The organism is Sorangium sp. So ce406, from assembly GCF_051474675.1.
Classification (GTDB): domain Bacteria; phylum Myxococcota_A; class Polyangia; order Polyangiales; family Polyangiaceae; genus Sorangium; species Sorangium cellulosum_G.
In genome coordinates this window covers 11,427,467-11,440,345 of record NZ_CP150340.1, presented here as the reverse complement: position 1 = coordinate 11,440,345, position 12,879 = coordinate 11,427,467, and the positions used below count along the sequence as shown (strand labels likewise).

The 12,879-nt window shown below is 73.0% G+C and carries 8 protein-coding genes and 1 tRNA gene; 2 read left to right on the top strand and 7 right to left on the bottom strand.

Features of this window, described 5'->3' with window-relative positions:
- Positions 1–14: 14 nt before the first annotated feature.
- The gene (locus WME96_RS42960) at positions 15–1,994 is read right to left on the bottom strand and encodes a hypothetical protein (RefSeq protein ID WP_437287320.1); all 1,980 of its coding nucleotides are present in this window, start codon (positions 1,992–1,994) and stop codon (positions 15–17) included.
- Positions 1,995–2,171: 177 nt separating this feature from the next.
- Between WME96_RS42960 and aspS the strand changes: the two genes are divergently transcribed.
- A complete protein-coding gene (gene aspS / locus WME96_RS42955; RefSeq protein ID WP_437287319.1) occupies positions 2,172–4,142 on the top strand; it encodes an aspartate--tRNA ligase in 1,971 nt (656 codons plus the stop codon).
- Positions 4,143–4,334: 192 nt separating this feature from the next.
- Complete coding sequence (locus tag WME96_RS42950) at positions 4,335–5,717, top strand: DUF4388 domain-containing protein (RefSeq protein ID WP_437287318.1); 1,383 nt, start codon at positions 4,335–4,337, stop codon at positions 5,715–5,717.
- A 253-nt stretch (positions 5,718–5,970) separates the two neighbouring features.
- Here the strand turns inward: WME96_RS42950 and WME96_RS42945 are convergent.
- The 6 genes from WME96_RS42945 to mxcH form a co-directional block, all read right to left on the bottom strand.
- Positions 5,971–6,057, bottom strand: a tRNA-Ser gene (locus WME96_RS42945).
- A gap of 312 nt (positions 6,058–6,369) precedes the next feature.
- Positions 6,370–6,582 (bottom strand): hypothetical protein, encoded by a 213-nt coding sequence (locus WME96_RS42940; RefSeq protein WP_437287317.1) that lies wholly within the window; start codon positions 6,580–6,582, stop codon positions 6,370–6,372.
- A 247-nt stretch (positions 6,583–6,829) separates the two neighbouring features.
- Positions 6,830–7,177: a hypothetical protein gene (locus WME96_RS42935; RefSeq protein ID WP_437287316.1), complete on the bottom strand. Its 348-nt coding sequence runs from the start codon at positions 7,175–7,177 to the stop codon at positions 6,830–6,832.
- Complete coding sequence (locus tag WME96_RS42930) at positions 7,170–8,801, bottom strand: PepSY-associated TM helix domain-containing protein (protein ID WP_437287315.1); 1,632 nt, start codon at positions 8,799–8,801, stop codon at positions 7,170–7,172. Before WME96_RS42930 ends, WME96_RS42935 begins: the two co-directional genes overlap by 8 nt.
- A 40-nt stretch (positions 8,802–8,841) precedes the next feature.
- On the bottom strand, positions 8,842–10,134 hold the full coding sequence (locus WME96_RS42925; protein ID WP_437287314.1) for a hypothetical protein: 1,293 nt from the start codon (positions 10,132–10,134) through the stop codon (positions 8,842–8,844).
- A 20-nt stretch (positions 10,135–10,154) separates the two neighbouring features.
- Positions 10,155–12,833 (bottom strand): TonB-dependent siderophore myxochelin receptor MxcH, encoded by a 2,679-nt coding sequence (gene mxcH / locus WME96_RS42920; protein ID WP_437287313.1) that lies wholly within the window; start codon positions 12,831–12,833, stop codon positions 10,155–10,157.
- Between the last annotated feature and the right edge of the window lie 46 nt (positions 12,834–12,879).

Below are 12,879 nucleotides of genomic sequence, written 5' to 3'. Positions count from 1 at the left end.
GGAGGGCGCGGATCTCAGCGGCGCCGGACGGGTCGCCGCGCGATGAACGCCTGACGGATGCCGGTGACGGCGCGGCGGCTCGGGCCGCCGGAGACGAACGGATCCTGCGCGGCGAGCTCGCCCAGGCGGTCCACGAACGACTGCGCCACGACGCGCTCGCCGAGGAGGCTGACGATGTTCGACTGGCCCCGCATCGTCGACGCGAGGACCGCCGCCGTCGACGTGTCCGGCACCGCGGCGGCCGACAGCGACTCCAGCACGCGCCGGATCGGCGCGATCGACTGCGCCGTCGCCAGCTTGCGATCGGAGGCGCCGAGCGGCTGCGGCGCGTACTCGAGCCAGATGCCGGCGACGTTCAGGTGGCCGAGGAGCCGCTTCGACCAGCGCGGGTCGAGCTCCACGTAGAGGGGCCGGACGTCGGCCAGCGTGGAGAGCGCGAACTCGCTGGGCTCGCCCGCGAGCGCGAAATCGCGCAGGAGCGGCATGAGCTTGCGCTCCTCGGCGAGCAGGCTCGCCGCGACGTGGCCGCGGTCGAGCAGCGGGATCGGGATCACGAGGACGTCGGGCCGCTCGCCGCGCGTGATCCGCGCCGCCCAGACCCGCCACGCGATCGCCGGGGACCGCACGAGGAGCGCGGATCTCGGGTCGAGGCTGCCGTAGGCCTCGTCCGTCCAGACCTCGGCCGCGGTCTGCTCGCTCCGATCGGCGGCGAAGCCGGCCTCCTCGCTCGTGAGCGCGACCAGCGTGAGCTGGAAGACGACGAGCAGCACCGCGCCGCTGCGCGAGAACGGCACGCGCGTGTCGAGCAGCGCCCGCACCGCGGCGTGCGCGCCGAGCGCCGAGCCGACGGCGATCGCCGCGACCGCGAGCGAGCGCAGCGGGGTGAGCGGATCCGCGGAGAGCACGCCGGCCGCCCGCGCGGGCAGGAGGGTGTCGAGCGCGAGCAGCGCGAGGAAGGGCGCGACGAGCCACCGCGCGCGCGGGCGCAGGAGCGCGAGCCCGAGCCCGGCGGCGGCGATGAGCAGCGAGACGACCCCGATCTCGCGGCTCCACGCGGCGAGCGCGGTGGTGCGCGCGCTCGCGACGTCGAGCGCGGCGAGGCTGCCGGCCGTGAGCGCGCGGCCGATGTCGGCCCACGCGCGCGGGGCGAGCGGCCGCAGCGCGAGCGGCGCGAGCAGGAGCGCGGCCGTGAGCGCGCCCGCGCCGGCCGCGGCGGCCAGGATGCGCCGGGGCGGTCCGGCGGCCGGGACGCCGGCGGAGCGGTCGCCGAGGCCGCGGCGGGCGAGGAACATCGCGTACGACGCCGCCAGCGCGGCGAGGCCGGCGGGGGGGCTCTCGGCGAACGTGGCCCCGAGGAGCGCGCCGAGCCCGATCCACGCGCGCCCCGCGTGCCGCGCCTGCTCGGCGCAGATCGACGCGAGCGCGAGGGTCACGAGCGCGCAGCAGGTCGCGAGCATGGCGCCGCCGCCGACCGTCGCCTCCCGCTGCCACGTCGGCGACAGCGCCGCCGTGAGGACGGCGATCGCCGCGAGCACCGAGGCGAGCCGCGGGCTGCCGGCGCCCGGCGCGGCCGTCGTGGAGCCCGGCGCGCCCGGCGCGGAGCCCGCCGTCGCGGCGAGCGGCGCTGCCGCTTCGCCGCGGAGCCGCCGCCAGAGCGCGAGCCCGGGCAGGGGCGCCGGGCGCTCCGCCTCCAGGAGGAGCCGGCGGACCATCTCGTAGAGCAGGCGCGACGCGAGCGCGAGCGCGAGCGCCGAGCCGAGGGCGGTGCGGAAGGTGCGCGGGCCGAGCGGGAGCAGGCTCAGCGCCTGCGAGAGCGCCGTCGAGAGGCCGCCGCCCACCCCGACCGCGACGAGGCCGAGGTCCCGGACGGCGGTGAGATCCTCGCGCCACTGCCCCGAGGAGGCGGCGCGGGCCAGCGAGAGCCCGAAGGGCAGCGCGGCCGACAGGAAGGCGAGCGACCGATCGAGCCAGCAGCGTTTCTCTCCGGAGCTCACCCGGCGGCCATGCCAGATCGGCCGCGGGAGGGCCAAGTTCCGGCGCGTCGACCCGAGCGAGCCGCGGCGCGGCGGCGCGCAGGCCGACGCGCACGCGCGACCATGCGCATACGAAGAGGCGGGCAACGGCGACCTGGGTTAGAGTCGCCCCTCCCACGGAAACTCGGAGGTCGGCTCGTGTCCCGTTTCATCGATGAGCTCAAGAGGACGCACCGCTGCGGCGATCTGCGCACGGCGGACATCGGCAAGGAGGTCATCCTCTTCGGCTGGGTGGCGCATCGCCGCGATTTCGGCGGCTGCGTGTTCATCGACCTGCGCGATCGCGAAGGGATCACGCAGGTCGTCTTCGACGCCGGCTACGACGCGGGGTCGGTGAAGCGCGCGCCGGCCCTCGAGGGGTCGGGCGAGCCCTACTCGACGCCCGAGCAGCTCGCCGCGTCGCTGAAGCTCGCCGAGACGGTGCGCCGCGAGTGGGTCATCGGCATCCGCGGCGTCGTCGTGCACCGGGGCGAGCAGAACGTGAACCCGAAGCTCGCGACCGGCGAGGTCGAGGTGCGCGTGGCCGAGGCCGTGGCGTTCAACCGCGCCGACAACCCTCCGTTCTCCATCGAGGACGACATCCGCACCGACGAGGAGATCCGCCTCCAGTACCGGTACCTGGACCTGCGCCGGACGCCGCTCCAGCGGGCGCTGCGCATGCGCCACGAGGTCAACCGGGCGACGCGGAACTACCTGTCGGACCAGGGGTGCCTCGAGCTCGAGACGCCGTTCCTCGTGAAGTACACGCCGGGCGGCGCGCGCAACTTCCTCGTCCCGTCGCGCATCTCGTCCGGCAAGTTCTACGCGCTCGCCGAGAGCCCGCAGCTCTACAAGCAGCTCTTCATGGTCGCGGGCTTCGACCGGTACTTCCAGATCGTGAAGTGCTTCCGGGACGAGGATCTGCGCATCGACCGGCAGCCGGAGTTCACCCAGATCGACGTCGAGCTGTCGTTCGTGAACCAGGACGACGTCTTCCGGCTGATCGAGGGGCTCGTCTTCGCGGTGTTCAAGGCCGCCGTCGGCAAGGACCTCACGGAGCTCTACCCGACGGGCCGCTTCCCGCAGATGCCGTTCGCCGAGTCGATGGCCCGCTTCGGCAACGACAAGCCCGACCTCCGCTTCGGGATCGAGCACACCGACCTCACGGAGCTCATCATCGAGCACAACGGCGGCGGGGTGCCGTTCTGGGTGGAGCTCGCGGAGAAGTACCGGTCGGGCAAGCTGCGCCGCGACCTGCCGGCGGAGATCGTGAAGGGGCTCGTGATCCCGGCGAGCGCCAACCTGTCCCGCCAGCAGACCGAGGAGCTCGAGCGCGGGCTCCGCGACGTGAAGGGCTTCCGGGGGCTCGCGCGCGCCAAGCTCGCCGAGGACGGCTCGTGGACGCAGTCGCCCCTCACGAAGTCGATCACGCCGGAGCTCCGGCAGAAGCTGAACGAGGCGCTCGGCGCCAAGCCGGGCGACATCCTCTGCTTCCAGTTCGGCAAGGCCGCCGTCGTGCACACCGTGATGGCGAAGCTCCGCGTCGACATCGCCAAGAAGATCGGGCTCATCCCGGAGTACGGGCATGGAGACCAGTGGCGGTTCCTCTGGGTGACGAACCCACCCCTGTTCGAGCACGACGAGGACACGGGGCGCTGGGCGGCCGCGCACCACGCGTTCACGAGGCCGATCGACGAGCACGTGCCGCTCCTCGAGAGCGATCCGGGGCGCGTCGAGTGTTACCGTTACGACCTCGTGCTGAACGGGTTCGAGGTCGGCGGCGGCTCGATCCGGCTGCACGACCCCGACGTGCAGGCGCGCGTCTTCAAGACGCTGGGCATCGACGAGGGCGACGCGCGCGACAAGTTCGGCTTCCTCCTGGACGCGCTCCGGAGCGGCGCGCCGCCGCACGGCGGCATCGCGCTCGGCATGGATCGGCTCTCGATGCTGCTCAGCGGCGCGCCGACGCTGAGGGACGTCATCCCGTTCCCGAAGACCAACCAGGGCACGGACCAGATGACCGGCGCGCCCGTGGTCGTCGACGCCGCGCAGCTCGCCGAGGTGCACGTGAAGGCGGTCACCGCAGACGCGCGACCGGGCGCGACCGGCGCCGGCAGCGCCGGCGCTTGATGCCGGCGCCGGCGCCGGTCCGAGGAGCGCGAGCGATCTCCGGCGGCGGCGGGGCGTGCGAGACGTGCGAGACGTGGACCGACGGCGCGCCGCCGCGCCCCGCGCTCTGCCCGGCCGCGCGCGGCCGCGCCCCTCGGCCTTTATGTTTGCAGGCCGCGCACTTCTGATAGGGTAGGACCTGCAATCATCGCCATGGCCTCCCCGGCGCGCGTCCTCGTTGTCGATGACAGCCCGACCATCTTGAAGGTCGTCAGCGCGATCCTGGCGCGCAACGGGTTCGAGCCGACCGTGGCGCGCGACGGGCTCGCCGGGATCGAGCTGATCAAGAAGGGGCCGAAGTACGACGTCGTCCTCCTCGACTTCGTGATGCCGAGGATGAACGGCTACGCCTTCTGCCGGGAGCTCCGGTCGAACCCGTCACACCGCAACGTCCCCGTGGTCCTGATGAGCGCCAAGGGCGACAAGATCCGGGGCCAGTTCGTCCAGCAGACCGGCGCCGTCGACGCGATCACGAAGCCGTTCGACGCGCGCGCGCTGGTCGCGGTGATCGAGGGCGCGCTCTCGAAGGCGGCGGAGGGGCGCGCGCGGCCCGTGCCCGAGGGCGCGAAGATGCCGGACGAGGACACGATCGCCGAGAGCGTTCGGCCGAGCCTCCTCGCCCGGAACATGCGCCAGCGCGCCGGGGTCGACCTCGCCCAGCAGCTCGCGACGGTGATGACCCCCGCGATCATGAGCCTCTCGCCCGAGGCGCGGACGAACGAGGCGGCCGTGATGCAGGCGGTCGCCCGCGTGATGACGAGCGAGGTGGTCTCGAAGCTGACCCTGTCGCTCCGCGACATCGACGCGCCGCCGGAGGCGAAGGAGGTGATGAGCGGCGACGTCTCCGCGATCCCGCTCGCCGAGATCCTCCAGCTCCTCCAGATGCAGCGGCAGACGGGCGTGCTCCGGGTGACGACGAACCGGTCGTCGGTCACGATCTCGATCCGGCAGGGGCTCATCGATCTCGTGCAGGCGCGCAACTCGTCGGACGAGTTCAAGCTCGGGCGCTACTTCATCGAGCGCGGCGTGGTGACGCGCGAGCGGCTCGAGGCGCTGCTCCGCGAGAAGATGCCGAACACCCTGCTCGGCCAGGTGCTCGTGGAGGCGGGCGTCGCGACGAACGACGACCTCGTCGCCGTGCTGGAGCGCCAGTCGAGCGAGCTGATCTACGAGGTGCTGCGCTGGCCTTACGGGCGCTTCTCGTTCACGCGCGAGCCGTTCCGCCCCGAGGTGGAGCAAGCGCGCCTCGGCCTCGCCGTGTCCGCGCTGGTGCTCGAGGGGTTCCGGCGCGTCGACGAGTGGCGGCTCATGGAGGGGACGATCAACTTCGACCAGGTGGTGGTCGTCGACCAGGTCGCGCTCGACGGCGTGGGCTGGGGCAAGCTGACGCGCATCGAGGAGCTCGTGCTCGGGGCGGTCAACGGCTCGCGCACCGTGAACGAGGTGATCAAGGAGAGCGCGGTCGGCTCGTTCGACGCGATCAAGACGATCTACCAGTTCCTGCAGTCGCGCGTGCTGAGGACCAGGGCGGCCTGAGCGCCGCGGCATCGGGACGGTGCGCCGCTGCGCCAGGGCCGGCGCGTCGCGCCGCGGCGGCAGGAGCGGGATGTCGCGCGTCGCCCGCGCGCAGGTGGGGCGGCGCCGCCGCCGGGCTGCGCGCTCGCGGCATGGCGCGCGCGGGTCGCAGCGCCGCGCGCAGGCGCGATGCGCGCCGCCCGCGTGGTCGTGTCGTCTGTGCGCCGCGTTCAGGCCGCCGCACGGTGCGGCGTCGCGCTGAGCGCTGTACTTGCGGAGAGGGCGGGATTCGAACCCGCGGATCAGTTTCCCGATCGCACGCTTAGCAAGCGTGTGCCTTCAGCCACTCGGCCACCTCTCCTGGTCTCCAGGAGGGTCCACCCGACCCATGCCCAGGGCTGGGCCAGCGCGGACCTCGAAGCGTAACGATAGAAAGAGCGTCGACTCGACGACACGCGCCGCGGCCGTCGAGGGAGCGGCAACATACCAAAGAGCCTGCCGCCGTGCACAAAAGAATCGTCGGTGACGCGCCGGCGGCGGCGGAAATCATCCGAGGGCGGAAGCGGCGGGCCGACGAGAAGCAGACCGGCAGGCTCTACCGCACGCCGTTCGGGTCGGCCGCGGCGGCGCAGGGGGCCTCCGTGGCGGCGGCGCCACCCCTGATGTGCGGGTCTCACTGCGGGACCGCGTAGGCCAAGGCGAACAGCACGGCGCTGAGCGCCGCGCACATCCCCCACGCGCGCGCCGCGCTGCGGGCCAGGAACGCGACGCACATCGCCGCGACCCACAGCGGAACCACGAGCGAGAAGCCGAGGGCGCCCCGCGCGCCCTCGGAGAGCGGGGCGAACCGCGCAAGGCACACGCTCGACAGGACGGCGACCGGCAAGGTCCCGACCAGCGCCGCGACGACGCGCAGCGGGGCCTCGAGGCGGGCGAGCCGGGGACCAGCACCTCGGATCAGAAATCCTGCCAGGGCTCCGCCTCGCGAGCGGAGAGAGAGCTCAACGCAAAGGCGCAAAGGCGCAAAGGCGCAAAACACAAGTAAATTCGAGCATTTTTGCGTTCTTTGCGCCTTTGCGCCTTTGCGTTGAAATCTCTCTCCGGATCCCCGGCAGGGCTCGTGGTGCGTGGACCTAGCCATGGCGCGCTCCGAGGAGCGAGAGCGCGGCGATCGCCGGCGGACACAGGGCGGCGAGGCCCCAGACGGCGCGCGGCCAGATCGGCGCGAGCACGACGAAGAGGCTGGCCGCGACCAGCAGCGCCGCGAGGGCGGCGAGGAACGCCGCCGCGCCCGCCTCGGCCCGGCCCCAGAGCGCGACCGACAGCGAGAAGAAGCCGACGGCCAGGACCCGGGCCGCGACGGGCCACGCGCGCCTGCCGCGCACCCGCGACGCGACGCCGAACGGGATGCGCTCGGGCCGCGCCGCGTGCAGAAGGGCGAACGCGAAATACGCCGCCAGGATCGACGCGGTCTCAACCATGAGAGGCCGTCTGGCGCCTGGCCATGAGCCCCGCCCCGCCGTGCGCCAGCGGCGCCGGCGCCTCGCCCGCCAGCGGCGCCGGCGCCTCGCCCTGCGCCACCTGCGGCGGCGCCGCGTGTCGCCGGGCTGCCCGGCGGAGCGCCCAGGCCGAGGCGCAGAGCGCCGCGGCCGTCACCAGGAGCGCGACGTCGACGGCGACCACGGCGCCGAGCTTCTGACCCGCGCCGAAGAGCCCCGCGCCGGACCAGCGCGCCGCGAGCGCGGGGACGGGCAGCAGCAAGAGCCCCGCGAGCCCGATCTGCCGCCACCAGAGGCTCGCGCCGTCGCGCGCGGCGAGCGCCCACGCGACCGAGAGCCCGAGCGCCGCGAGGAACGTGAGCTCCTCGGCCGCCACGCGGCCGGGCCAGTCGAGAGGCAGCGCCCGGCTCGCCAGGAAGAGCGCCGCGATCGCCACGAGCGTCCCCGCGCCGAAGCCGACGGTGAGCCGCGCGAGGACGCGGTTGCCGAGGCCCTCGCGCCGCGCCTCGCGCCGAGCGAGCCAGATCCAGTTGCCGGTGAGGATCGTGGCGCACGTGCCCAGGGCGAGCGCGAGGAACAGGACGCGGAGGACGACGCCGCCGAACTCGGCGAAGTGGAGGCCGTAGATCCAGCGGAGCGCGCCGCTGCGCGCGCCCGCCGCGCCCGGCGCGTCGACGGAGACGACAGCGCCGTCCGTCGCCCGCAGGCGCACGAAGGCGCGCCCGAACAGGGCCCCCTCGACAGGGCCCTGGATATCGACGGTCGCGCTGTCGAGGCCTGGATGCCGGACGCGGATCGTCTCGGGCGCGAGCCCGGGCACCGCCGCCCTCGCGCGCGCCGTGAGCGCGTCCAGCGCGAGGCCGCGCGCAGGCGCCCCGCGCGCCGGCTCCTCTGCGTACGACGCCCCCCAGGCCGCCAGGTCCGCCCGCGCGGCGTCACCCCCGAACACGGGGCCCGTGAACGCCGGCACGAGCACCCCCAGGAACACGATGAACGCGCCGGTGTAGGCGTACATGGCCTGAAACGGCAGGCCCATCACGCCGAGCACCTTGTGCATGTCCGACCAGAGGACACGCCGCTTCTTGTCCGGCCGGAACTGATGAAACTGCCGGACGATGTCCTTCAGGTGAATGAGCACGCCGGTCGCCAGCGCGAGCAGGAGCGCGACGCACAGGAGGCCGGCCACGTAGTACAGCCACACCCCGGTCGCCTCGTGCCAGAGGTAGTGCAGCTCGAAGAGGAAGCGGGAGAGGCCCTCGCGCTGGGGCACGAGCCCCTCGTGGATCCACGACGAGACCTCCTCGCCCGCCGCGTAGTACTGGATGCGCGCGACGCCCAGATCACCCGGCGGCAGGCGGAGCCAGAGCTGCTCGGGCGCCTCGCCGGCGGCCGCGAGCCCCTGATCGAGCGTGGCCTGGAGCCCCACCCGCTCGACGGGCGAGCGCTGCTGGGCCACGGGCTCCTCCCACACCGCGAGCTGGTCCCGGAAGAGCGCGATCCCCCCCGTCAGGAACATCACGTGGAGCAGGAGCCCGCCGATCACGCCGGTCCAGGCGTGCACGTCCCAGAAGGTCGTGAAGGCATGCCGGGAGAGCTTCTTGGCCATCGACGTTCACCTGTCTCCTCGCGCGGAGCGCCGCGCGCCTTCAGCGCACCTTCGCCACCCCGTGCAGGAAGCCCGGCACCGTCAGCCCGCGCTTCGGACCGCCCTCGGCCGTGAGCTCGATCAGCGTGCTCTCGGCGTAGTCATCCGTCGTCTCGGTCCCGAAGACCCGGCCGTCGACCTGGAACCAGAGGACGTCCGACGTCATGGGGCTCAGCGCGTCGATCGGCGCCGCTTCGCCCGTGGCGGTGTCCCAGCGCCACCACTGCCACACCTTCTGGCTCGTGAGATCCCAGGTCACGCTGTTGGCTTCGACCGTGGCGGCGCGCTCGTCGAACACCCGGAGAAAGATGGCGTCGCCGCCGCCCGGGATGGGCTCGCCCGCGAGCGCGCCGTCGGTCAGCTCGGCCAGGGCCTGGAGGTAGTCCTTGTCGAAGGCGTCCGCGTCCTTCTGCACGCGCAGCGCGCACGGCTCGGTCGGCAGCCGCTCGAGCAGATGGGCCGCCCCCGCGAGCGCCGAGCTCACGAAGTACGCGTCCCCCGAGGCCGTCTCGATGGGCTGCGTGATGCCGCCGCAGCGCTCGTCGACCTCGACCCGCACGAGCGTGTCCGTCGTGGTGTCGATCACGACGAGCCCCGTCTCCTCGAGGATCGTGTCGTTCTGATCCCAGTCAAACCAACCGACCGAGAAGAGGAGGCTGTCGCCGCGCAGGATCGACCCGTAGCTGTACAGCGCCCGATAGCCCTGGCGGGCGGTCTCCGGCAGCTCGATCCGCCCCTCGACCTCCATCGTCGTGGGGTTCAAGATGATGAGCTGTTCGTTGTCGCGGTCCGGATAATACGCCTTCGTCGGAGAGACGAAGTACAGCGTGGGCCAGAGCTCCTGCACGCCGAGGGGCTGCAGGCTGACGCTCGTCCCCTTCGCGAGCGCGCCTCGGCCGTCGAGCGTGTAGCGCGCGATCGTCGGCGCATCGCCGCGGCCGATGGCGAGCCATCCGAGGTCCTCGAAGCCGTACAGCTTGGCCGAGCCCGGGACCTCGAGCGCCTGGGAGAGGTCGACCTCGGTGCCTTGATCGAGCGACGGGACCACGTGGAAATACGCTGTCGTCGAGGTGTCGTCCCAGATCCGTGTCCCCACCACGAACGCTGGCCCGCTCACGCCGTCGCCGCCGCCACCACCGCCGCTCGGGTTCGGCTCTCCGCTGCCGCTGCCGTTCGGGTTCGGCGGATCGTCCCCGCACCCCCCGCTCCCGAGCGCCACCGTCAAGAGCCCGAGCGCGCCGAGCGCGGCGCTCGCGCGCCTGGATGCCAGCATGTTGTTCCAGATCGTTCTCATGGGTTCTCCTGGCTCTCCCATCACATCTCCAGCATCGCCTTGGAAAAGAGAGCCCGTCCGGGCCGCTGGACACCGTAGAAATCGAAGGCGCGCTCGTCGGTGAGGTTGTGGGCCTCCACGGTGAAGCTCAGGGTGCGCGGCGCGAGGCGCGCGATGTAGGTGAGCGCGAGCGAGTGCAGGAGCTGCGCGCGCACGCGCTCCTTGTCCTCGCGCCGCCCGTTGCTCTCCCAGCCGAGGAAGAAGCCGTGCACGTAACGCGTGTTCCAGGTGAGCGAGAGCTCGTCGCGCGGCGCGGCGACCTCGCGGAGCTGCACGCGCGCCGACCCGTTGGCGAAGAGCCACGGCCGGTTCGGCATCCGCTGCCCCACCTGAGGAGCGAAGGTCCCCTCCCTGGACGTGTTGCGGAAGTCCTCGTACGTGAGGTTGCCGTCGAGGGCGACGTGCTCGCCAGGCGACGTCCAGCGAGCGGAGGCCTCGACCCCCATCGCCCGCGCCGAGAAGACGTTATCGTACCTGGATATCTGCCCGTTGCCGAACAGCACGATGAGGTCCTCGGCCTCGCGGAGATAGCCGTTCGCCTCGATCCGCCACGCGCCCGCCGCGGTGTCGCGGGCGTCCACCGTGACACCGACGTTGCCGTTGTGGCTCGTCTCGGGCGAGAGCTCGAGGTTGCCGCGGATCAGCGCCCCGTCGCCGAACACCTCGTCGGGGCGCGGGAGCCGCCTCGCCCACTCGTAGGAAGCCTTGGCATAGAGCCACCCGTTGAAGCGGTAACGCAGGCCGTCGCCGACGCCGAAGCGATGGGTGTCGCGATCCCGCCGGATGAAGCGATCGGCGAGCCCCTGGAGGGGCTCCTCCGAGCGCACGAGCTGCACGTACTGCTTCGCGAAGAGGAGGTTCTCCAGGCGGTCGTCGAACAGGTTGAGCTGGTGCTCGACGCCGTGGACCCAGGTGACGAGATCGCGGTCGGTCGTGAGCGGGTCGCGGCCCTCGGGGTTCGCCTGCCTGCGCTCGTCTCCCGTGCGCGTGACGAACATCGGAGAGACGGAGATCTGCAGCGCGTGCTCGGGGTGGGGCCGGTAGCGGAGGTTCAACCGTCCATAGCCGCTGTGCTCCCAGAACACCTGGTCCCGCGGCCTGATGTCATCCTCTCCCGGCTTGCCTGGCTCGCAGCGTTCATACCAGTCGTAGGTGCACTCGCTGACATCGAGGAAGGTGGCGCGCCCGTACGCGTAACCGGCGATCGCGTCGAGGGCGACGCCGCGGCCGAGCGGCTGCTCGTACCGGAGCGAGACGCCCGTCGTGGCCTCGCCGCTCGTGACCTCGCCGTAAGGCACCTTCATGACGCCGAGCTTGTGCTGGTGCTCCTTGTCATACGCCGTCAGAAAGGCGCGCAGGAGCAGCCGCCGCGCCCAGGGCCGGTTCACGAAGCCGAGCTCGACGCCGCCGCCCGCCGCGCGGTAGGCGTCGTGGAACCGGTAGACGCGGGCGGGGTGCTCGACGTACTTGTCGTCCGGCACCTCGACGTCCACCGCATAGTCGTTCTTCGCGTAGTCGAAGAAGCCGTTCACGCGGGTGAAGAAGCCGCTCGGCTCGTGCAGGTGCCGCGCCGTGAGCGCGAGCCGGTGGGTGTCGAAGGAGCCGACCTCGTACGACGCCGCGCCGTGGGTGCCGCGGACGTCGCGATCGGTGACCAGGTTGACGGCCCCGCCCAGCGCGTCGGCGCCGAGGCGCACCGGGACCACGCCGCGGTAGATCTCGACGCGCTCGACCAGGTTCACGGGCACGTTGGAGATGCCGAACGGGTACCCCGCGAACTCGAGCGGCACGCCGTCGAGGAAGAAGCGGATCTGATCGTCGGCGAGGCCGTTCAGCGAGAAGCGCGTCCACGATCCGAGCCCCGCGCTCCGCCGCACGCCGACGCCCTCGGTGCGGGCGAGCACCTCGCCCATGTCGGCGGTCCGCCGCTGCGCCTCCTCGGTCTCGATGACCTTGATCGCCTGCGCGGATTGCCGGAGCCGCTCGGCCTCGGCGCCGCGCACGGTCACCGCGATCGGCGCGGCGCCGGTCGCGGGGCCGGGCCCCTGGGCAGGCTGCGGCACCGCCTCGGCCGCGCGCCCGGGCTCTGCCAGGTGCGCGGACGCTGCGACGCGCGCGGCAGCGACCACGGCCTGATCGCGCGCCGCGGAGGCAGGCGCGGGCGGGGGCTCCTCGGGGAGCCGGAACTCGTAGCCGTACAGGATGCGTGACGCGACGGGCGCGCCGCCCCGGCGCGCCGGCGTGAAGCGGAACCGGAGCGCCGCCGCCCGGGCCGCCTCGTCGAAGCCGTCGCCCGCGGGGCTCGCGATCTCGACCTCGGTCACGCGCCCCGTTGCGTCGATGAGCAGCTTCAGCACGACGTCGCCCTCCCGCCGCGCCGCTCGCGCCTCCGGCGGGTACTCGGCCTCGACGCGCTCGACGAGCCGCGGCGGCTCGATCCGCGCGTCCCCCGCCCCGGGCGGAGAAGGCGCGCCTTCCGGCGGGACGGCAGGCGCCGCCGCGGCAGCAGCAGGCGCGCTCGCGCCACGGTCGCCCTCCGCGCGCCCGCGAGCGCCAAGCGCGCCGCCGTCCTGAGCGTGCGCCGGCGCCTGCACGCCGGGCAGCAGGAACCCCAGCGCGCCCGCAAGCAGGCCCCGAAGCGCGAGAGGGCGTCGCGTCACCGCATCAGCCCTCGGCCTGGAGCGCGCCTCGACGCGCGAGGAGTCG

Bases quoted from the DNA above. Each gene is read 5' to 3' on its own strand.
- WME96_RS42935 (WP_437287316.1), bottom strand. From the start codon at position 7,177: ATGGTTGAGACCGCGTCGATCCTGGCGGCGTATTTCGCGTTCGCCCTT.
- WME96_RS42925 (WP_437287314.1), bottom strand. From the start codon at position 10,134: ATGAGAACGATCTGGAACAACATGCTGGCATCCAGGCGCGCGAGCGCC.
- WME96_RS42950 (WP_437287318.1), top strand. From the start codon at position 4,335: ATGGCCTCCCCGGCGCGCGTCCTCGTTGTCGATGACAGCCCGACCATC.
- WME96_RS42930 (WP_437287315.1), bottom strand. From the start codon at position 8,801: ATGGCCAAGAAGCTCTCCCGGCATGCCTTCACGACCTTCTGGGACGTG.